Below are 20,171 nucleotides of genomic sequence, written 5' to 3' on the forward strand. Positions count from 1 at the left end.
ATTTTCTAGCTGTTATTGGTTGATTAAGTCTAAAAGAGCATCTTTAGATTTTTTGTCTTTTTTAATTTCATATTGAATCAATAAATCAAAAGCATCTAAAACTTGTTTTTTTGATTCCTCAAGAAAAGCCGGAGATAGTGTTTCTTTGGTTTCCCAACGTTTAAAGAATGACGCTAAAAGATTTTTTTCTTTATCAGTCAACATCTTCCACATTGCAAAAGTGATTTCGTTATTCGGTTTATTTTTTTCATATTCCACCAATTTTTCTATTTCAAGCAACAGCATTGTAACTTCTTTTTGATGAAGCACATAAGGACTAGTAGCTTCACTCATTAATTTTTCAGCTTCAACTTTTATTTCAGTCGTTTTTTGGTAAGAGTATTGGTCGTAAAGAGCTGTTTTTGTTGAAGAACATGAAGTAAATAGAAATGAAATGATGATTAAAAATGCTGTAAGTTTTAATTTTAAATGATTCATCGGTTTATTTGTATAAGATTACATAATTCTTTCTGTCTCGTTTGAGTTTGCTTAACACTTTCCAATCGCTATATCCCTTTTTATCAAAATGAGGAAGATCTTTGAAGGTTTTCCAGTCTCCGCCCCAATTCCAGCCATTTTTCTTAAAGATTTCTACACATTCCTGCCAGTCCGAAATTTGATCGTTGTCCCAATCTTTTGCTGTGTCCCATGAAGCCTTTTTACCGTCTATAATCAAACAGATATCTACTGCAAAACCATAATTATGAATAGATTGTCCGCCTTTGGCATTAGTTACTTTTTTTCCTGGTTTGGTTCTGCCAAAAGCATACAGATCTTCCTGTTCTTGAAAGGTTCTAAGACCTTGTGTAATGCGAACTTTTGCTCTTCCGCTCAAAGCGATATCGCATTGTTCGATAATTTTGGTAACTTCTTCTCTGACTGAGGGATGAAGCAAATCAATGTGTTTTTTTGTTGTTTGATCCATATTGTATGTATTAATGATTAAAGAATAGAAGACTTTCTCGGTTATTAAAAAACACCAAGGGAATTGATAATGAGATAAGATAAATTTGTGTTTTGAAATTATTTTGGAAACTGAAATTAGTTCCAAAATAAAATCGTGAAAGGTTCTTTTTTGAGCTTGTTATTTTAGCTAAAACAGATGCTTTTATGAACAGTGTAAAGATACGTTCAAATGATGGTTTTGAAAAACAATATGACTTTGTAAATCAGTAGTTTCAGTAGGAAAATAAAAGCTTTTTATTTTGGTTTGTAGTTTTAAAATGCTATAAATTCAAAAAAAAACACCCATTTCTATGAAAGAAAAACGAGTGTTTTAATGCACTAATAACAGCTGTCAAATTAAAAATCAACTTTTATTTTCATTCTAGAAAATTGTCAAAGTACAAAAACATTTTACTTAAAAATATTAAATTGATTATCAATAAAATTAGGGAGAAAATCAGATAGACTTTATTTTTAAAAGTTCTAAGAAATAAATAAGATAACCATCCAAAAATAATGCTAGTGATAGCATAAAGCAATTTTAGAAATCCGACAACATCTGCGTCAATTACGATGTCGTTTCCATCGTGTACAGTATAGGGATCAATAAAATAGCTGAATAGAAAGAGAAAAAGTCCAACAAAAAATAATATTCGTATTAAAATTTTCATAGTATTGGTTAATAATTGTTATTAAAGTAAAATGCAAGTTATTTTTTAAGTTGTTAAATAAAACAGACTATGTCAAATATAAAACAATATTGAATAAGATTTTTTTAATAGTTTTAAACTTTTGAATTTTAGGAAAAAAGATGGTGGTTTAGAATAATTAATTCTGATCTCGTTAATGTATTATTAGTTCAAAGCATTATTAATTTCTTTTTGATGTTTGTAAATTGATCTTCCGTACGAAGTATCTTTCTTAATATTTTCTTTTGACAATTCTAATCCTCTATTATAGCGGCTGGCAATAATTTCTATATCTGCTTGTGTTAATTTATCTACTGGAGTATTTTTAAAATCTACATTTTTTAGCCTTTTTACGTGCATAGCAGCAATATAGATTCCAATTACAGGATCTAATAAAGACTCTTGTATGGCGTCTCTATCTGTTTTATTTATGCTTTCGTAACCTAACTCTTTGCCAGCTCTGCCTAATTGAATTGCCATGTCTCCAAAAGATGTTTTGTCTGGATGATTTGTTGTTGTTAGATTTCTATCTATGATATCTGGTCCACTCCAATCCAGCTCTCTAAGAGATCGAACTCCCTTTTTTAGCCAATCAGGTTTTCCTCCAAATTCTGTAAACGCAATACCTGCTAGTAAAAATGGTGGTATTCCATTCATTTTAGCAGCATGTTTTATTACTGCACTATAATACTTAACAAACTCTGCCTTTCTTTTAAATAAATAATCATTGTTTCCCGATTTTTTCCATTTTATTATATCGCTGTTTGTCCAGGCAACGGTGTCACGGTCGTATCTCCACAATTTAGAAAGATTATTAGTTTGAACATGTAAAGGTGTAATTGATTCTTTTGTGTCAGAATCATTAGAATATAAATTTAGTTGACTCAAATCTTTCCGATTTGTTTGAGAATTTTCAATATATTTAAGCATTTCTGCGCTATTTTTGTCGTCTTCAATCTGCTGACGCCAAATGCTCAGCATAATTTGTCTAAACCGAGCCATTTCTGAAGCACTGGTGTCTTTTAATTCTATATTATGGTTTTTAACAATCATGATGCTTGATGTTTTAAAAGAAAAGTGTTTGTTTTTTTAAAGTATTTCTACCTTAACTGGTTTAGGCTGAATATGATCTGAGAAAGCGGTTGTGATATTAAGACGTAAATCATCTTCTTGTTCGATTTTGCCATCGCCTCCCAAATAGCAGTTTTTGAACAAGACTTCTAAAGCCTTAAATTCATCCATTTTAGAAGCTTGCAAAACAGCAGCACGAATGCTCATGTCTGGTTTCTTGAAATAAGCAAAAAGAGTAGTGTCGTCGTCATCGTTAATGGTAAGCTTTACTACTTTTTTATGCTTATATTTCCATTGGTTTAATTGTGCTTGGGTGATATTTCCGTCTAGAATTTCGGTAGTTTCTGGTGTTGCTGTTTTCATGTTGAAAATCTTTTTTGTTTTAAAAAAAGAGGCTGCTCGAGCTTTATTTCAGGACGAAAATGCTCAGAGCAGCCTTCTGAAGTAAATAAGCTGTTTAAAACGGACTCCTAAAGAGCGGTTAAAATAGTTTGCTTGCAAAAATCATGTTGCTCAGAACTTCTTTTTTGCGTAACGCATGATAAAATTGGTTTTCTCTTTGGAGTCGGTTTTTAAACAATTTATAGTTTAGGTAAGTTGGTTTATGTAATGGATTAGTTCCACTCGATGTGTGAACAGATCAAGTCGAAAGAAACAGCGATTTTAGTATCTCCTTGACTGATTCCTCTACTGTTTGAATTGAATTCGCAGTTTCTTACAGTATGTGTGATAACTTCATTGCTGTCATCTAAATAACTTACAATGATGCTGAAAGGATTAATATCCTGCAATCTTTGTCCTTTTGGTAAAGCAGCCAAAATCGCTTCTACTTCGTAATTATATAAAGTAAGAGAAGCTTTAGCCTCATATTTTCCTCTTCCTCTGTGTACTGGCATGTCTCCAGCTCCATAATGGTTTTCTTTAGATACCGAGTCACTGTAATTTACAGCTGTAATACCCGTTACGATATTACCTGCAATACTTACTTCAATTGATGACCAGCTGTGTTGTTGTCCGTTAATTAATGGCAATTTATTCATAGTGTAGCTTTTGTTTGTTTTTTAATAATCCCGATAACGTTCAGGGGCTATCATCTGTTTTTGTTTGCTTTTCTAAGAAAAGAGTTAGGATGATAACATTTTGTGAATTTTTATGGTCTGTGAATTTTAAATTACGCTTTGTCGATTCCAAAAGGATTTTTAAATCCTAAATCAACCGTAATTTTGCGAGCAGTTCCAATTGGAGTAATTTCTGCTTTAATTTTTAATTCAGAAGTTGCTAAAATGTTTTGTTTTGGGTCTACATAAACATCAAAAGCAGAAACCTCCTGGTTAGCCACCATTCCTTCTAAAGCTGATCTGCATAAGCCTTCAAAACTTTTTGATACAGATTGCGGTAATTTACCATCAATGTCAACTAAAACAGGAGAAGTCAATTTTGGCAATAAGGCAGTACGCAATAAACGAGTTGCTTTGTTGATTGTACGGTTGTTTTCGATATAAGCAAAGTCTGATGTATCTGTCGTACAAGTAGAGCTGTCGTTAAAATAAATACCTGCTAAACCTGTGTGTGTTCTTGCAAAAATGAATCTATTGTCATTCAGTTCTCTTAGTTGGCTAAGAGTTCTAATTTCTTCTCCACCAACAAATCCAGCTTGTGAAAAACCTTCACCAGTTAGGTTGAATTTTTCAATCCAGGCAATGTTTTCTGATACTTTTGCTTTTGAAACGGCACCTAATGCTAATCCAACTGCTGCCGAATTTGGATATTTCTCAGCTTTTTTAACATCCATAGCTACCACAACAGATACATTTGCTGATTTTCCAGCTAAAGAAGGCACGTCATTTCTGTCAAAACCTTTTCCTTCAAGAATTACTTCAAAAGGCATGTAATCTGCAAAAGCAAGTTCTGCTTGAGTTTGCGCTACAGCAACTGCATCCTGAGTATCCTCAAAAGTGGTTGCTCCAGAATAGATAATTGCCATTTGGCGAATATTTCCATTTGCTTTTTGCTGCATATCAAAAGCTTTTCCTGCAATATCTTCATAAGAATTGGCAGCTGTTTTCATGATATACAAATCACCAGAAGGATTTAATCTGAAAAATTGCTGAACTTGATAATAAACAGATTGACCATTCAGATCATTATCTTCTGTAATGCCAAATTCTTTAGCATCTTCCAATGAAGCCAGACGTTCAACCTTGTCCGCTTCAAATTCTCCCGTAGTTTCTCCATCAAAAAGTAATCCTGAAACCATGTCTTGTTCTGGAGTTCTTCTTCCTAATCCGCCAGATAGTTTGTTAATTACTACATCGTTTAATGTACTCATAATATAAAATGTTTAAATGTTTAAAATTTGTTTTTGGTTTTTGCTTGAAAAAAGGCAAAATGGGGGCTGTAGCAAGTAGTTAAACTTGTTATAGTCAATGGTTTATTTTTTTTAAAATGATATTTGTAATCAGGAATCCAAAAAGGGAGAATTACTATTTTTGGACGATTTGCAAAACTGGTTTTTTATTGAACTTTACTCTTGGCCAAGAGATAAATTTGCTTTTGATATCGAGTACAAATTTAAAGTTTAATATCGTTTTTTACAATTTTTGTGATTGCTAAAACCAGTAGTTTCAGCAGGTTAAGCTTTAGCTTCTGTTGCCAATCCTTCGTTTATAATGGTATAAATAGTGCGCTCTGTTAAGAACAAAGTGTCAGAAAGTTCGGCAACAACAACTTTCATTTGTTTAGCCTGATTGTTGTTAAGATAATTAATAACGTAATCTCTTCTTTTGTCTAGTAGTGTTCTGCTTCTTTTCATATGTGGTATTTATAGTAGGAGTTAATTTTGCTTAGGTTCGTTTTTGGCTTGTAATATTTTAATTTTTTATGAGATCTGGGGAATACTCATATTTTGAAGATTACGAATTAGAGTTTAAATCGATATCTCCTTGAACTTGATTTGGGTTAATTTCAATTATTCCAGAGGTTAAATCGTATCCTAATTCTTCTAAATCTTCATTGCTTAATCCGTTATTAAAAAGGATATATTTCTTTTTCAATGTATTTTCAACCAATGTTGTTTTATAAGTGATTTCCCAGATGAAGTAATCGTTTATATTCCAGTAAGTATGTTCATTGGTATATTGCTTTTCTCTTACCTTAAAGATCGAATTGCTATCTATAAGGGTATTGTTATTGCTTCTAGACAATACAGCTTTGTCAACTCTTTGTGCAATATCGAATGCATTTGCATAACTTGTTGAAGAGATCGTGTCAACAGGAAGCACGATGTATAAACAAAAAGCAACATCTGCTTTGTAATTTTTCTCAGAAGAGGTCTCCCAAGAAATATTATCGTATTTAAACATCACGATTGGTTCTTCTATTGAAGATTTAAAAATGGCATCACTATAAAGATGAACAGCTGGCACACTAGAAGAAAACTCTGTTTCAATAGCGCTTTTTTTTTCGGTATAAAATTCTTTTAAAATCATATGTTGGATTATTTTTAAGCAAATATAAAACATATGTTTTGTTTTCGCAAACATATTACATATAAATATGCAGTAATTTCAGTAATATGATTTAACCATTTGACTACTAATATGTATGATAATTCATATTTTTGTTAATTATTAAGTGCTGATAATCAGTGTATTTGAAAAATTACCTATAAAATTGTGATTATTAGCCATATATTGTGTAGTTTTGCAACATATACTTGAAGTTTTGCTTTAAGTAAAACATATTACATAAAACCACAAACGATTTGCAACATGGAAATACATGATAAAATAAAACGTATTATAGATGAAATGAAGTTGAATAATAACTCATTTGCAAAATTAATAGGAGTTACCAGCACAACGATAGATAGTATTACGATTGGAAGATTACAAGCCGATGGAGAAAGAAAAAGAACCAAACCAGGTTTTGATCTGCTCCAAAGTATTATTACACATTGTCATGTAAACCCTGAATACTTTTTTGGAGATAGCGAAGATATTTTTGCGAGCAAATCTAGTAATGCGGTTAGTTTGCATGTGCCGAAAATTATAACAGTAAATGAAGAGGGCGACGAAAATATCAATTTTGTGGGAGTAAAGGCTCGAGCAGGATATTTAGACGGATATGCGGATCCTGAATATATGGAAAGTCTTCCTTCTTTTAGCATGCCGATGCTTAAAAACGGCACTTACAGATGTTTTGAAATTAAAGGAAATTCGATGTCTACCACAATACATGATGGAGATTATCTTTTTGGAAAATATGTGGATAATTTTGATGATATCCTAGACGGAAGAATTTATGTAATTGTGAGTAAGAATGATGGAGTAGTAGTAAAAAGGGTTTTGAATAGAATTAGAGAAAGCGGAAAATTGATATTAAAATCCGATAACCGAGACGGAAATTATCCAATGTATTCTATTTATGCCGAGGATATTCTGGAAGTTTGGTATGCAAGTATGTACGCATCTAGACAAATGCCCGATCCAATTAATATTTATGAAAAGCTGCATGCACTAGAAAGTAAATATTTTGAATTGGAGGAAACGCTGAAAAAGAAACTGAATTAATATCATTTTCTAAAAAGTTTTGAAATAAAAAATGCCTCTTGTAATTTTTTACAAGGGGCATTTTAATTTTAGATTACATGGATTTAAGAAATATATCCTGTTCCAGTTCCTGTTTGTGCCGATGCTGAACCTGTTGTGGCTACCGTTGTAGTTACAAGCCCTGTTTTGACAAATGTATCAATGGCAGTTGCTAATTTTTTTGCGGTAGTTTTTCTGGCATTTTTTGTTTTATTAGCATTATCATCTCCGTTATCGACATCAACACTTATTTTTGAGTTTTCTTCTAATGCTTCTAATATTGCTTCTTCCAATGCTGATATTTGTAGTCCCATTTTTATTTTTTTAATAAATTATTTAATGTAGATTTTATTGCAAGTAGATTTGCAACATTTGGACCTACGCCTTGCACGACGACAATCTTTGATACTTCTGTTATGAAATTTTCTAATTCAAGTAATAGATTGTTTCCATTCGCATCAATTTTAAATTTCTCATCCATTTCAAAAGTTAATTTGTCTTTTACTATTGAAACTTTTTTGTCTGTAATCGTGGCTTCAAAACCATCTTTGATGCTTACTTTTACTTCTTTGTCTTTAAAATTGAAAATAGTATTTCCTTCGTTAATGCTGATTTTTTGCTCATCGATGCTAAAACTGCTTTTAGAAATTTCTTTTCCATTTTCATCATAAAATGAAGCACTTATATTTGCCGATTCGTTGCTGTTAAATTCTAGTTGAGCAATATTTTTATAGGAAGGCGTTGAAACAGCAGAAGAATCATTACTATTTTTTTCTTTAAATAGCATTTTAAATTTATCTACATCAGTATCAATTTCCAGATATCGATTTTGTTCATTTTTAAAGCGGATAAAAGTACGTTCAACCTCAGATAATTGCGAAATAAATGCTCTAGTTTCAACTCCATCAATAATAGTGGCCAAAACCCAACTGTCTTTTTTAGGAACAGAAATAATTCCTTGTTCCAAATCTTGAATTGAAGCTTTTAATCGTACATTTTTAATAATTGCCCCATCAGCGCGCATTACATTTACGGTATAAGCATCTTCGGGATCATGGAGCGAAGTTTTTTCGGTATTGATTTCGATGACTTTTGCTGCAAAGGTTTCAATAATTCGATTTTTGCTGGCGACATCTTTTATTAGGTTTGTTATATTCCCCATTTTTTTCTTTTTAAATTTCTACTCTTCTTCCAATATAAATTCTCTGTCTGTATCCATTTTCGCCATAACTTCGTTCTACTTTCTCTACCTGAAAAGTTCCATTTTTTTCCTTATCCTTTGCGTTTTCAAGTATTACTTTGTCGGTTGGCCTTACAAATGGTTCTCCAAAAGTGAGAAAAGAACCTTCAAATCCACTTGGCTTACATTCCATGGCTCTTAAAGCGCCATATTGGTACAGTTCTGAGGCAGTTTTTGTCACTGCATTTTTGAAAGCTTCGGGATTATTTGGCAAATCTTCACTATCATCATGTAAAACATGCTTTTTGATTAATTGACCATTCGGATCTCCTAATTCAACATAAACGGGAGTATTAGAGTTCTTAAAATACTTTTCAATTCTAATGCGTGTGTTCTTTGTTGACTCTTTTACAACAATTAGTTTGTCTTCTATAATGTTATATCGAAATCTAAAATGAACCTGTCCTAAAAAACGGTCAGAAACAGATTTGCTTAATTTATTAATCTGAGAACCTAAAAGACTTAAACCTTGAGTTATTAGTTTTTTGACCAATGTTCCTGCGAGCGGACTTTTAATGAAATTTCTATCTATAAAACTGCCTAGTTCACTTACAGTATGCTGCTGCGGGTTATTGGTAATGGTTAATACCGGACCAGCTTCTTCGGTTTTAAAATACGTATAGATTCCTTTGTCTTTTAGCATTTCAAAAACTTGTGCCAAACTGTGGCTTCGATTGATCATTATGTTTCCTAATTCTTCGTCAAGAGCATTTATTTTAAAAGGAAATTTTAATTCTTTCATTCTTTTCTCAAAAAATGTTTTAGGATTAAAACTGTCAACATTTGTGGTCGGATTTGTAGCGACGGCATTAAGAGTATCTTTTGAATTTTGAACGTCATCATCTTTTACCGCTTTTACTTTTTTGAAGGCATACATTGCATCTTCACAAGAAATAGTTGCAGTTACATCAGATTGAACTCCTGTGATATAACCTCTAAAAGCGGGTTTGTAATCTCCATCATAACCTAAAAATATCTCGATGTAATTTTCTATTTTAAAGAAATCATGGATCGTTTTTTCTTCTCCATTGGCGTTTTTAAATAAGCTTTGGTCAAATCCTTTCGTATCAGTATATACCTTTTTGGGCATTACAATAGTTGCCGTATCGGTCAAAGATTTATATGAACTGTTTATTTCTACATTTTTTACATATGTAAATTCATAAAACTTAGGAGTGGGTATAAGGCTTACTGTTTCGTATACTTTAATTCTAGCATTTAGTTTAAGCATTGTCTCTAATTATTAGTTCTACAGTTTCATCTGATGTGGCGCTGGCCGTAAACTTTTGGATGTTTTTTGTTCCAGAAATTGAAGGTATTGAATAGGAATCGATAACGAGTTCATAAATTCCAAATCGATTCAGAATGGCATGGGTAACTCTTAAAGAATAAGGCGCATTTAAGAATTGTTTCAATAAAAAAAGCTTTTCTTTTGGATATTCATCTCCAGTTTCATTAGCAATTAATCCTTCTATGGAAATGCTAAAATCGCCATTTGTAATATGTTCTTTGATTGTTGAATCTCTTCCTTCGATTCCTTCTTTTTTGATAATTTTTGAACGATTGATATTAACCGTAACCGCATCTATTCGTAAACTCGGTAAATTAAGATCATTTTTTACAAAAGATTCAAAAACTAAAGGAGCAAAAACTCTAAGATTAAATTCGCCCCCAGTTTTATCTATAATAAAATCTTTTGATTCAGATTCGTTATAGTTTAGGCCGCTATATTCAATGTCTTTGTTTTCTAAAATTTCATTTACATTAAAATTGAATTTCATAATAATTTATTTTTTGTTTTTAATTTGAAAATGTTTGTGCAAAAGCTGTCATAAGTGTGTTTTCCATTCTTTTCTCATTATGCTTTTGTAGCCAGAGAGCTTCTTCCAAAAGTTTGTAAAACTCATCCATAGGTAATTGGTAAGGATCTACGTGAAAAGCGTATCTAATAAGTGCGGCCGATTTTTTGAATTCGTCTTTTTGTGGTGTTGCATCTATAATGAATTCACTGTCTTTTTTGATTATTTCGACGATTGAGTTTCCTGAAGAAAGCATGAACTCGTCATTATAATTTTCTTTCTCAAGTAAACATTCTTTAAATAAAAATAGAATCGCTTCATGTGGATTGTCTTTGTAAATATTTTGATAATTTAGAAATGTATTGAAAGAAGGTTTTTTGCAGTAAACTGTAACCAATTGATCATCAGAAGTGATTTTAAGCAAAGAGCCGTGTTTTTCTTTTAGGTTTTGAATTGTTATTTCGTCAAGCATTTTTTTATGTTTTTGATTAAGAATTAAATATTGCTGTCTCTGAATTCTTTTTTGACGGCTTCTTCCAGGCTTTCGTTTTTTGGAGAAACGTTTAATGGAGTGATTGTAAACTGTTCGATAAAAATGTTTCCTTCAGAAGTCTGAGCCAAAGGATTTTTAAAATTGCTCATGTCTGGTGCAGGAGGTGTTTCTCCTAAATCTTTTGGTGTAAAATCCATGATTAGTGATTGTTTAATTGTTAATATGAATAGTTGAGTTAAGGGTATAGTTGAGGTATCTGCTTTCTAAAATGTTTTGAATGCAGAAGTTTTTTTATGCTGTTTAAGTAAACTAATAGCCGGAATTAGAGTATGTAAAAATAAGACTTAAGGAGGCGAAAAACGAAAAATAAGAAGCTCGTTTTCAGTAGTTTCAGTAAGAAAAAAGTAAGCTGAGTTATGAATTTTCAGAGATTCATTTCAATAAGTAATTGTTTTTATTCTTTAGGAATATAAAAAACCAGAATTAAAGATTTTTAATCTTATGATTCTGGTTTTGGATTATATCAAATAGATTTTTAATGTTTGGTTTTTATTCTCATTAAGGTTTCCCATTTTCCAAACCAATTGCTTTGTAAATCAGTTTCTCTATAAGTGCCATTATCGCTGTATTCTACTAATTTGTAAGATGATTCGAAGGCATCAAATTGATTTGTTAAACTACCTCCTAAATATAATCTTGGCCTTAAAATAGCAGGTGATTCCCCTGCAGTAACATTCATGGTGAGTTGAAATAATAAAGATGGATTTTCAGATAATATACTATTTACAGTATTTGAATTCATTATCATAAATTCAGCCAATTTCAAACCGCTTTCTCTACGAGCAACTGAATTGTATGGAGAGGGTAGTGCGCCTTGAAAAATTGGATCTAAGTAACTATAATCTGGTGTAAGATATCGGACTGTATTTTCAATTATACCATTTCGATTCTCAATATTGTTATAAAATAGATTAGTGCCATTATAACTATTTATATCCGATAAGGTTATATTTTCTATAATTGCTTCTGTAAGTGGTTTGAAACTGCTTATCAAATTCGTATCTCCACCATAATAAGTTGCTTCTGCCAGGAAATTTCCTTCGCAATAACCAATTACACTGTCGCCAATTTCTAATTTATCTGTTGTATTGGGGTCAACTTTAAAAATTAGAAATTCTCCCGATGGAATAATCTTTTGGCTATTTTTTAGTTGGTCAATATCCTCAATATCTTCTTCAGGAATTTTGTCATATTTATGCCGAAAAGAATCCCAAGTATCCCAAAACTGAGTTTGCGTTGGTTTTAAACCCGTTCTAAACCAGTTTTTGATTGTTTTTAATGCTTGTATTGCCATGTATTATAGGTTGATTTAGTTATAGATTTTTATCTATTTCAGTGTTGTGTTTTTATTCGTTTTTAAGTTTCTTGCTAATATTTTATCATTAACAATCCAGTTGGTGTGCGATAGACATCGCCCGCTACCAGTGCTCCTGCTGTAGCTGCAGCATTATCAGCATAAACGGGAACATTTGATATGTTTAGTTTATTTTGCAATACTGTTTTACCTGAAGAATCAATTACGATTCTTTTATTTTGCTGTCCATCAGCTATAATAACCGTATTGTTCATTACTCCTTGATTTGGGTTAAGATTACCAATAACCACATTGTAACTACTGCTTGTTCTAAATGGACTTGCAGCCATACCGACAAAAATATTACCATTTCCTGTGGTTAATCCTCTGGCAGAATTAGTCCCTAAAATTAAATTTCCTGTGCCTGTTGTTAGCTCTATGCCAGCGCTTGAGCCAAATGCGGTATTATTTCCAGTTAAAGAAGAAGATAGCGCTCCTTGCCCAAAAACAGTATTGTCTCCAGTTCCATCCCATGAAGCCAAGGCACTTGCTCCGAAAACGGTATTGTAAAAAGCATTTCTAGCTGAAGAGAAAGCATTCCAGCCATATACTGTATTATGTTTGGCATAATCCTGGTCTGAACCAAGTTTAAAAGCGTCTTTGCCAAAAATAGTGTTAGTGAAGGCGAATGTACCTCCATGAGCAGTTACATAATTATCATTAATAATTAAATTTGATAAGTATGGTCGTACACCGTTTGCTTTTGTTATTTGTTTATAGGAAGATCCATCCCATAAGAAGAATTTGCTTCCAAAGGCAGTAGTAATGTACATTACAGAAGGATCTCCTGTGGCTGGTAAATCTTCAGGATAATTTAAAGTTATAATGTCTTTAAAATAAGCAGGTTTGTTTAAAATTTGTTCGGCACCACTTGTAGCATTCCAGTCAGCATTTGCTTGAGTGCTTTCATTCTCGATAACTAAATTGCCTGATCCTAGTATTGATGAACCATTAATTGTTTTAATGTTAATACCTGAATCAAGATTTTCTTGCTTATTGTTTATCTGACTTTGTAAATCAGGAAATAAATTGTTTATATATTTTACTTCATTATCAAAGCTATGAACTAAAATCTCATCTGTTGGTTGGCCTTTGTCAACTGTATTTATTTTTAAAGGCTTATTAACTACTTGAGTCCCTATTGATGCTTTTTTATCTTTGTTTAGTGCTATATTTTCTTTCATTTTTTGCTTTTTAAATTAATAATTTGCTGTATAATAACTATTTATAGAAAGCACTCAGGATTATTAGAAAATCTACATCTTTAATAATTATGAGTGCTTCATTAAGTGATTTAAAAGTTTTAAAATGCTTAAAGTTTTTTTACGATTTTTTCTTTATGAAACTATAAATTCCTCCGAATCTTCAAAGTCACCAAGAGTGTCTGTTAATTTCATAATTGTACCAGAAGGTAAATCAAGCCAATACACATATAATTTAGGATAATAGCCTGTTGGCCATGAAGTAGAAAACTCAAGTTCTCCTGGTCTTTTATACTTAATGGCAATTCCATTGTAAGCACCACAAGTATAAGATCTTAAAAGTATTTCGTCATGAAGTTCGTAAGTGATAGAATTAGTATCAAATGAAATGATTTTTCCCACTAGATTATTAGGTTTAGTAAAACTGCTCATCAAACTTGTATCTCCGCCGTAATAGGTTGCTTCGGCAAGGAAATTTCCTTCGCAGTAACCAATTACACTATCACCGATTTCTAATTCGTCAGCTGTATTAGGAGCAACTTTAAAAATTAATAACTCTCCAGATGGAATAATTTTTTGCCCCGTTATTTGATCAATATTTTCAATATCTTCTAAAGGGATCTTATCATCTTTATGTCTAAAAGAATCCCATGTATCCCAAAATTGGGTTTGTGTTGGTTTTGAGCTAGTTCTAAACCAGTTTTTAATTGTTTTTAAAGGTTGAATTGCCATATTTTTTGATTTAAAAATTATTTAGTAATGAAGTAGGTTAAATTCTGCTTTTTTGAATTCGGGCAAGAATCTGAAATTATGGATGTCTCTTTTTTTTTGCCTTTAGAAATTATTTTTATCCTTTGAAAACAAAGGAGTAATGCTTGGCAATACGGCCGATAAAAACAAACCAATCAATTTAATTCTGTTAATTGCGATCAATGAAAGTCCTGCTTGTTGTAAAAGATCAAATTTTGTATCAATAATTCCTGTTATTACAATTAAAATGCTCGCTAGTACGGCAATAGTTTTCTGATTCATATGTGTAAGTTTTAGTTTGTTTATGGTCTTGAAGAATGTGTTTTTATTCTAATAATTGAAGATTAAATTTTGAGTCATAAAAAGGAAGTTCTTATCAGGTATTTTAGGCATTTTACTGATGCCAAATGCAAATCTGTAATCCATAATGGTTATTGTTTAAATTGATTAATAAATAAAGTTGTAATTGCTTTCTGAAGAAAAATGAGATTGGAAAACTGACAGATAAATGCTGTTCAGAAATGATAGCTCCATTGGATAATTTGAGGTTGTAAAAGTAAGTCAGAAGAGTAGAAAATGAGCAAGAAAAAGACGCGTGTTTTCAGTAGTTTCAGTAGAAAGAAAACTTACTGAAACTACTGAATGCTAGTGGTTTGTAATTTTATAATTACGAATAAGGATGTTACTTTTACACCCAGAAAAAACACCAAAGCGATGAGTAAAAATACAATTCACAATTTCAATCTTTCCATACAAAATAGTGCTGAAATTCAAAACTCAGAACACTTAACAGAAACTATTATCAAAGAGTTGGCTAAAGTTTCAAACGAAATGAATCAGCAAAAAGATATAACCCAATTATGGCAGGAACAACAAGATAAAAATGCCAATTTAAACGTTTCTAATTTCTCAACCGAAGGCGGCGCTGCTGAAACATTTGCTAAAAATAAAGAAACAGCACAATCAGTTAGCAATACTCTTTCGGTTTCAGGGAAAGCTATAAAAAATACAACTAATAATGGATCGAAATTCATTGAAAAAGCTTCTTTAACAACAACACCAACTTTTACCGCTCCAATCGGAGAAGGCGTTACTGATACTACAGGAGGAACAATTTTCGGTTCTTCTGCATCAGTTAGCACTACTTCTCCGATTTTGGGAGTAGAAAATGATTTAAATAGCGAATTATCGTCGCAAGTTTATTCCAATGTCGCGTCACAAGCGGTGTTATCAGTTCCACAAGCATTTCATGCAAATAGTAATGAGCCAACAATAGAAGCGGTAAAAGCCGAAATCAAAAAGAAATTGGAAGAGGCGACGAAGGCAAATGATACAGAGATGATTACATATTGGACTCGTATCGATAAAGCTTTTGATGGAGAAGCAAAGATAACTGATTTTGAAAATGAACTGCCTTTTGCAGAAATGTATAATGCATTGAGACAGTCAGAATTATCATCAATTGAAATTAAAAACTTTAATTGGGAAATGGTTCGTGAAAAAATGATTGAAGCAATTAATGCTAATATATTGAAAGGTGCTATTTCAAAAGAAAATAAAATCCGTTGGGGAATAATCAAAAACAAATTGGCAGATGATAAAACAAATGTTGCTAATCTTTTTACGCAATATGACGAATTATTTTTATTACTAAAAGAAGTTGAAGGACTTGATGCTTTACCTAATTCTATTACGATAACAACAAAAACGAAAATATATCCTAATTTAAGCAATCCTTATGCGAATATTGGAAAAGAAGATGTTTATGTATTTCTACAAAGAAATAATAACGTTGATGTTTCTGGAAGTTCTGTAAAATCGGGTGCAGTAAAAATTAAAAATAGTACTGAAACTTCATTTATTGTAGGCGAAAGTTTGGAATTTTTACTTGATGAAACCTTATTAAAAGAAGGAAAAAATAAAAAAGAAAACATCAATTGGATTATTTACAAAGATTCAAAAAAATTAGGAACAGAATTTATAGATAAGGGTACATCTTTTACTTACAACTTTGATGCTCCAGGAACTTATATTGTAGAAGCATACGGATCAAGACCTGGCGCAAATAAAAAGGCAACAGCGAGTACATCGGCATTTATAAAACTAAGTATAATTGCTCAAGAAATTGTAATTACGCCACCTGTAAGCATCAAAAATAAATTGGGAAGAACTTCTGTAGAAGAGCACTTGTTCAGAGTATCTTTAAAAAATCCACAAATAAAAACTCTAAATCCAGTAAAACTTTATTATCAAGTAGTATACACAAATGAAGATAAAGCAACTGTAGTTTCGAAGGAACAAGAGCTTGATTCGACAGGAATTGTTAAGCTAGCGATGCAAAATTTTGGAGAATATGCTATTAAAATTGCCAGTAAAGATCAATATGGTCTAATTCAGAATCAAACATTTAGCGCGATTAAAAACTCTGTTGACAGTATAGAAATCCTCACGCAAGCTGATATTAGCAATGATGTTTATTTTTGGAATGAAACAAGCCGAGATGCCATATTTGCTGCCAAAAGCTTTAAAATTGAAGCTACTTCGCAAGAAAGAGAAAATGTAAAATGGTTGGTTTATGAAGAAAATGGCAAAACTTATATACCAGATGGTTTTAAACTGCAAATAGAAAATAATGAAGCGGGGAAACAATATCTCGCTAAAGGAGAAACGTTTGTTTTTCCAATTCCTAAAAAAGAAGGTGTATTTATTGTTGAGGCGTACAGCAATATTATGAAAGGTTTGAAATCAAAAATAATCAAAAAAATATATGTCAAATATCCAAAAGTAACTGAGGCTTCTTGGACTTACACCGATGGAAGTACAAAGAAAACCTCTGGTTTTGCGGGAGAAATGAATACTATAAAAGCAAGTATTCCAGGCTATGGAAATCAGCAGGTAAGAATTAAATTCTTTTTAAATGATAGTAGAGAGGTTAATTATTACAATGACACCAAAACAGACGGAAATGGAGAAATAAACAAAAAATTAAAATTTGATAACGTCTTACAAAAGCATTTCGGAATTCAGAAAGGCAAAACAGCCAAAATTAGATTTGAGCTTGAAGGGATAAAAAATGGAAAATCATACCCTTTTAAGAAAGACAGCAATGTGTATGATGATGCAGTATTAAATGTCGTTACTGCTGCTAAAATAACAGATGCATATTTTGTTTATGAAGGAAACCGATTATCTCCTTTTACACAAGTGCCATATGGTTCAAAAGTAACAGGAGTGGTTAAAACTTTAAATATGGTAGGGAAGGAAGTAGTATTAAAAGTTTATAAGGATTTCCGCTATCCTAAACATAGTGTAAAAGTTATTGTAGATAACGAAGGAACTGCAACAATTGATTTTACTTTGAATGAAAAATGGCAGGAAATAAATTTTATGCAAGGTGTAATGGATATGTTTTATATCGCGATGGTAGGGGTAGAATCAAAACTTTATTCTGAGAATGGATTGAATGCTGTTTTGAGTAATGATACAAAAGTGAAAAATGGTAATTCAGTAATTACTAATAATGGATCTGGCATTATGTGGGGAGCAAAAGTTACTCCAGAATTCCGTAAAAAAGTGGTTCAGATATGTAAAGAACTTTGGGGAGAAGAAAATAAACTGAGAATGGCAAACCATTTAATGATTTGTATGAATGTGGAAACCAAAGGAAAATTTACCTCAAGTGTGGGTTATCCAGAAGCGACAGGGTTGATACAATTTACTGGAACTGCTATAAGTGAAATGAATAGAGTACAAAATGGAATAAAGTATACTGGTCCTGATTACAAAGACAAACTGCTAACTAGATCTGATTTAAGAGATATGACAGAGATTAGACAGTTAGATTTTGTTAAGCTATATTTTAAAATGCATATAGAGCGTTATAAAAGAGTTATTGATAATGCTGAAGATATGTACATGGCAATTTTTGCACCAATTGGCGTAGGAAAAGATGGAAATGAAGTTCTTTATGATAAGGCATTAAGTCCTAAAAATTATCATGATAACAGGAGTGCAGATGGAGAATATTGGGATGAAAAACAACACCAGATAATTAAAGGGAAAAAAGATGAAAAACTAACAAAAAATGAATTGACACCTAGAATAAAGCAATCGATTCACCTTGGGAAAATGTATGCAATAGAAATTGATGAAACTAGAAACTTGGACGTTGTTTTAGCAGACAAAATAATAAAAGAAAAGAGAATTACATTTAGTTCAATTCATCCATATTTATCTACAAATGACAGAGCTAATGCAGATGATAATATCAAAGATGCTTCTGAAGGAAATAAAGTGTATACAAGTGAATATGGACATGCAAGAGGTAAACAGGTTAAACTTTCTGTTGGAGTGCTATATGTTCTTCATGAATTAAGCAAAAAATATAAATTTAATGTTCAAGAGCTTGCAGGTGCCTCTCACTCTTCAGGTAGTCAGCATTATAAAGGAACAGCTATAGATATTAACACAATTGACGGTAAGCATGTCGACGATAAAAACTATACTGAAGAATTTTATGTAGAATTAACTAAAGCTGTTAAAGAAATGGGGGCTGTAAATGTTTATCATCCGTATTATTCTGCTACTCGTGCAGATAGAACTACTACAGAAGAAAGAAGAAAAAGACTTAGAAATGGAGAGAAATTAATTCCAAAATCGGATCACTGGAATCATATTCATATTCAATTTTAGTATATTCGCTTAAATATTTTAAATAATGAAAAAAATAATTTTAATAATAGCTGTACTGTTTCTTTCTTGTAAAAAGAAAGAAACAGTAACCGAAAGCAAAGTAGGTAATGAATTAGAAAAAGGGGAGTATTTTACTTCTTACAACAAAAAGCAAAGTTCTGCTCTACAACAAAAAACAGACACTTTAAATTTGTTCTATATTGATAGTCAATTAAATAGAGTTGAGATCAAAGTTTTTAATGAAAGTTTTGGTGGAGATACTCCTTCGGGTTATGTGAGATACGGATATCATATTAATAAAAATAATATTTTGGATGCTACTGTTACGATCAATGACACTTTAGAAGTCAATAACGGTTCAGATTATCCAAGAAAATATGAAGAGTACTATAATTTTTATAGAAACACCTACATTTTTAGTTACGTATCTCCAGATGGGAAAAAACTTGAAAATTACTTTAAGAGCACTGAAGATCCATCTAAGGGATATTTTAGCAGTCTTTTATCTCTAGATATTGTACTAAGTAAAATAAATTTCCCTCTGGAAAAAATGCCTAAATCTTTGTATGATATTAAAAATAATAAGGAGGATTTGTATGCAGGTCAAGATTCTTTAAAAGTATATGAAACAAATGATACAGGTCGTTTTAAAGTAATTTCTTCAAGTATACCTTTTAATTATTTAAGAGATATTAAAATAAAAAAAGATGGAAATTCATTTAAATATTTTGCTAAAGTTTCCATAAAGAAAGAAGGTTTAAAATACGTAGACCTAAAAGAAATAGAAAGAATACAAGTCATAAATCCTCATTTAGACGAAGAAAGATTTGTCACATCATCAAATGGATTAGAATTGTATGACAACTCACAAGAAAGCGATTGTTTTGGAAAGGAAGAATTTCTGATTGTAAAAATACCTAAGGGAGAACGAGTTGAAATGAAAGGTGGGTCTGATGATTATTTTTATATAGATGGTAAAAAAGGTAGTTTGGTAAATGTAATTTACCAAGATAAAGAAGGGGAAACCAAAGAAGGTATTGCATTTAGTGGATACCTTTCGATAAATAAGCCTTAAGGAAATAAAAAAATTATGATAGATTTCAACTATTAGCTGCATTAAACAAATTTTAAAAGTAATTAAGATTTCAAGCAAAAAAGCCTATAAACATTGTAGACTGCACCCAAAAGTTTAGACAAATTTATAATTAAGTTTGATAATAATGAGCTCGATATTGTATCGGGCTCATT

General features: G+C 31.5%; 21 protein-coding genes. 3 read left to right on the forward strand and 18 right to left on the reverse strand.

What is annotated here, in order from left to right:
* Nucleotides 1-12: 12 nt before the first annotated feature.
* The 8 genes from AC3Y25_RS22080 to AC3Y25_RS22115 form a co-directional block, all read right to left on the reverse strand.
* Nucleotides 13-477 carry a hypothetical protein gene (locus AC3Y25_RS22080; protein ID WP_489904248.1) on the reverse strand — a complete coding sequence of 155 codons (465 nt, stop codon included), beginning with the start codon at nucleotides 475-477 and terminating at the stop codon, nucleotides 13-15.
* Nucleotides 478-481: 4 nt separating this feature from the next.
* On the reverse strand, nucleotides 482-964 hold the full coding sequence (locus tag AC3Y25_RS22085) for a M15 family metallopeptidase (RefSeq protein ID WP_489904249.1): 483 nt from the start codon (nucleotides 962-964) through the stop codon (nucleotides 482-484).
* A gap of 874 nt (nucleotides 965-1,838) precedes the next feature.
* Complete coding sequence (locus AC3Y25_RS22090) at nucleotides 1,839-2,726, reverse strand: hypothetical protein (protein WP_489904250.1); 888 nt, start codon at nucleotides 2,724-2,726, stop codon at nucleotides 1,839-1,841.
* Nucleotides 2,727-2,762: 36 nt separating this feature from the next.
* Nucleotides 2,763-3,107, reverse strand: a complete 345-nt coding sequence (locus tag AC3Y25_RS22095; protein ID WP_427872498.1) for a hypothetical protein — start codon at nucleotides 3,105-3,107, stop codon at nucleotides 2,763-2,765.
* A gap of 251 nt (nucleotides 3,108-3,358) precedes the next feature.
* Nucleotides 3,359-3,784, reverse strand: a complete 426-nt coding sequence (locus AC3Y25_RS22100; protein WP_248729710.1) for a hypothetical protein — start codon at nucleotides 3,782-3,784, stop codon at nucleotides 3,359-3,361.
* A 131-nt stretch (nucleotides 3,785-3,915) separates the two neighbouring features.
* Nucleotides 3,916-5,073: a DUF2586 domain-containing protein gene (locus AC3Y25_RS22105; protein ID WP_489904251.1), complete on the reverse strand. Its 1,158-nt coding sequence runs from the start codon at nucleotides 5,071-5,073 to the stop codon at nucleotides 3,916-3,918.
* 303 nt (nucleotides 5,074-5,376) lie between these two features.
* Nucleotides 5,377-5,556 carry a hypothetical protein gene (locus tag AC3Y25_RS22110; RefSeq protein WP_201999900.1) on the reverse strand — a complete coding sequence of 60 codons (180 nt, stop codon included), beginning with the start codon at nucleotides 5,554-5,556 and terminating at the stop codon, nucleotides 5,377-5,379.
* A gap of 100 nt (nucleotides 5,557-5,656) precedes the next feature.
* Entirely contained in the window at nucleotides 5,657-6,232 is a 576-nt protein-coding gene (locus AC3Y25_RS22115; protein WP_489904252.1) for a hypothetical protein, read from the reverse strand.
* A 282-nt stretch (nucleotides 6,233-6,514) separates the two neighbouring features.
* On the opposite strand from AC3Y25_RS22115, the gene AC3Y25_RS22120 reads away from it, so the two are divergent.
* A complete protein-coding gene (locus AC3Y25_RS22120; RefSeq protein ID WP_201999904.1) occupies nucleotides 6,515-7,315 on the forward strand; it encodes an XRE family transcriptional regulator in 801 nt (266 codons plus the stop codon).
* A gap of 83 nt (nucleotides 7,316-7,398) precedes the next feature.
* On the opposite strand, the gene AC3Y25_RS22125 is transcribed toward AC3Y25_RS22120, so the two are convergent.
* The 10 genes from AC3Y25_RS22125 to AC3Y25_RS22170 all read right to left on the reverse strand — a co-directional run bounded on the left by AC3Y25_RS22125 (nucleotide 7,399) and on the right by AC3Y25_RS22170 (nucleotide 14,513).
* On the reverse strand, nucleotides 7,399-7,647 hold the full coding sequence (locus tag AC3Y25_RS22125; protein WP_427872501.1) for a hypothetical protein: 249 nt from the start codon (nucleotides 7,645-7,647) through the stop codon (nucleotides 7,399-7,401).
* 2 nt (nucleotides 7,648-7,649) lie between these two features.
* Nucleotides 7,650-8,495, reverse strand: a complete 846-nt coding sequence (locus AC3Y25_RS22130) for a hypothetical protein (RefSeq protein ID WP_489904253.1) — start codon at nucleotides 8,493-8,495, stop codon at nucleotides 7,650-7,652.
* A 10-nt stretch (nucleotides 8,496-8,505) separates the two neighbouring features.
* Nucleotides 8,506-9,804 (reverse strand): hypothetical protein, encoded by a 1,299-nt coding sequence (locus AC3Y25_RS22135; RefSeq protein ID WP_489904254.1) that lies wholly within the window; start codon nucleotides 9,802-9,804, stop codon nucleotides 8,506-8,508.
* Entirely contained in the window at nucleotides 9,797-10,354 is a 558-nt protein-coding gene (locus AC3Y25_RS22140; RefSeq protein WP_489904255.1) for a DUF6046 domain-containing protein, read from the reverse strand. Before AC3Y25_RS22140 ends, AC3Y25_RS22135 begins: the two co-directional genes overlap by 8 nt.
* A gap of 19 nt (nucleotides 10,355-10,373) precedes the next feature.
* Entirely contained in the window at nucleotides 10,374-10,844 is a 471-nt protein-coding gene (locus AC3Y25_RS22145) for a hypothetical protein (RefSeq protein ID WP_489904256.1), read from the reverse strand.
* A gap of 23 nt (nucleotides 10,845-10,867) precedes the next feature.
* Complete coding sequence (locus AC3Y25_RS22150; protein WP_489904257.1) at nucleotides 10,868-11,062, reverse strand: hypothetical protein; 195 nt, start codon at nucleotides 11,060-11,062, stop codon at nucleotides 10,868-10,870.
* A gap of 338 nt (nucleotides 11,063-11,400) precedes the next feature.
* Nucleotides 11,401-12,219: a hypothetical protein gene (locus AC3Y25_RS22155; protein WP_489904258.1), complete on the reverse strand. Its 819-nt coding sequence runs from the start codon at nucleotides 12,217-12,219 to the stop codon at nucleotides 11,401-11,403.
* 74 nt (nucleotides 12,220-12,293) lie between these two features.
* Nucleotides 12,294-13,463 carry a hypothetical protein gene (locus AC3Y25_RS22160; protein WP_489904259.1) on the reverse strand — a complete coding sequence of 390 codons (1,170 nt, stop codon included), beginning with the start codon at nucleotides 13,461-13,463 and terminating at the stop codon, nucleotides 12,294-12,296.
* A 153-nt stretch (nucleotides 13,464-13,616) separates the two neighbouring features.
* On the reverse strand, nucleotides 13,617-14,213 hold the full coding sequence (locus AC3Y25_RS22165) for a hypothetical protein (protein WP_427872509.1): 597 nt from the start codon (nucleotides 14,211-14,213) through the stop codon (nucleotides 13,617-13,619).
* Between the two features lie 102 nt (nucleotides 14,214-14,315).
* Nucleotides 14,316-14,513 (reverse strand): hypothetical protein, encoded by a 198-nt coding sequence (locus AC3Y25_RS22170; protein WP_427872510.1) that lies wholly within the window; start codon nucleotides 14,511-14,513, stop codon nucleotides 14,316-14,318.
* 432 nt (nucleotides 14,514-14,945) lie between these two features.
* On the opposite strand from AC3Y25_RS22170, the gene AC3Y25_RS22175 reads away from it, so the two are divergent.
* Nucleotides 14,946-18,923: a hypothetical protein gene (locus AC3Y25_RS22175; RefSeq protein WP_489904260.1), complete on the forward strand. Its 3,978-nt coding sequence runs from the start codon at nucleotides 14,946-14,948 to the stop codon at nucleotides 18,921-18,923.
* Nucleotides 18,924-18,948: 25 nt separating this feature from the next.
* Entirely contained in the window at nucleotides 18,949-19,998 is a 1,050-nt protein-coding gene (locus tag AC3Y25_RS22180; RefSeq protein ID WP_427872512.1) for a hypothetical protein, read from the forward strand.
* The last annotated feature ends 173 nt before the right edge of the window (nucleotides 19,999-20,171 follow it).

It is taken from the genome of Flavobacterium sp. LK-23 (assembly GCF_058135255.1).

What these genes read in the sequence shown, in the direction of transcription:
- AC3Y25_RS22080 (WP_489904248.1), bottom strand. Translation starts at nt 477, where the DNA reads ATGAATCATTTAAAATTAAAACTTACAGCATTTTTAATCATCATTTCA.
- AC3Y25_RS22085 (WP_489904249.1), bottom strand. Translation starts at nt 964, where the DNA reads ATGGATCAAACAACAAAAAAACACATTGATTTGCTTCATCCCTCAGTC.
- AC3Y25_RS22090 (WP_489904250.1), bottom strand. Translation starts at nt 2,726, where the DNA reads ATGATTGTTAAAAACCATAATATAGAATTAAAAGACACCAGTGCTTCA.
- AC3Y25_RS22095 (WP_427872498.1), bottom strand. Translation starts at nt 3,107, where the DNA reads ATGAAAACAGCAACACCAGAAACTACCGAAATTCTAGACGGAAATATC.
- AC3Y25_RS22100 (WP_248729710.1), bottom strand. Translation starts at nt 3,784, where the DNA reads ATGAATAAATTGCCATTAATTAACGGACAACAACACAGCTGGTCATCA.
- AC3Y25_RS22105 (WP_489904251.1), bottom strand. Translation starts at nt 5,073, where the DNA reads ATGAGTACATTAAACGATGTAGTAATTAACAAACTATCTGGCGGATTA.
- AC3Y25_RS22110 (WP_201999900.1), bottom strand. Translation starts at nt 5,556, where the DNA reads ATGAAAAGAAGCAGAACACTACTAGACAAAAGAAGAGATTACGTTATT.
- AC3Y25_RS22115 (WP_489904252.1), bottom strand. Translation starts at nt 6,232, where the DNA reads ATGATTTTAAAAGAATTTTATACCGAAAAAAAAAGCGCTATTGAAACA.
- AC3Y25_RS22120 (WP_201999904.1), top strand. Translation starts at nt 6,515, where the DNA reads ATGGAAATACATGATAAAATAAAACGTATTATAGATGAAATGAAGTTG.
- AC3Y25_RS22125 (WP_427872501.1), bottom strand. Translation starts at nt 7,647, where the DNA reads ATGGGACTACAAATATCAGCATTGGAAGAAGCAATATTAGAAGCATTA.
- AC3Y25_RS22130 (WP_489904253.1), bottom strand. Translation starts at nt 8,495, where the DNA reads ATGGGGAATATAACAAACCTAATAAAAGATGTCGCCAGCAAAAATCGA.
- AC3Y25_RS22135 (WP_489904254.1), bottom strand. Translation starts at nt 9,804, where the DNA reads ATGCTTAAACTAAATGCTAGAATTAAAGTATACGAAACAGTAAGCCTT.
- AC3Y25_RS22140 (WP_489904255.1), bottom strand. Translation starts at nt 10,354, where the DNA reads ATGAAATTCAATTTTAATGTAAATGAAATTTTAGAAAACAAAGACATT.
- AC3Y25_RS22145 (WP_489904256.1), bottom strand. Translation starts at nt 10,844, where the DNA reads ATGCTTGACGAAATAACAATTCAAAACCTAAAAGAAAAACACGGCTCT.
- AC3Y25_RS22150 (WP_489904257.1), bottom strand. Translation starts at nt 11,062, where the DNA reads ATGGATTTTACACCAAAAGATTTAGGAGAAACACCTCCTGCACCAGAC.
- AC3Y25_RS22155 (WP_489904258.1), bottom strand. Translation starts at nt 12,219, where the DNA reads ATGGCAATACAAGCATTAAAAACAATCAAAAACTGGTTTAGAACGGGT.
- AC3Y25_RS22160 (WP_489904259.1), bottom strand. Translation starts at nt 13,463, where the DNA reads ATGAAAGAAAATATAGCACTAAACAAAGATAAAAAAGCATCAATAGGG.
- AC3Y25_RS22165 (WP_427872509.1), bottom strand. Translation starts at nt 14,213, where the DNA reads ATGGCAATTCAACCTTTAAAAACAATTAAAAACTGGTTTAGAACTAGC.
- AC3Y25_RS22170 (WP_427872510.1), bottom strand. Translation starts at nt 14,513, where the DNA reads ATGAATCAGAAAACTATTGCCGTACTAGCGAGCATTTTAATTGTAATA.
- AC3Y25_RS22175 (WP_489904260.1), top strand. Translation starts at nt 14,946, where the DNA reads ATGAGTAAAAATACAATTCACAATTTCAATCTTTCCATACAAAATAGT.
- AC3Y25_RS22180 (WP_427872512.1), top strand. Translation starts at nt 18,949, where the DNA reads ATGAAAAAAATAATTTTAATAATAGCTGTACTGTTTCTTTCTTGTAAA.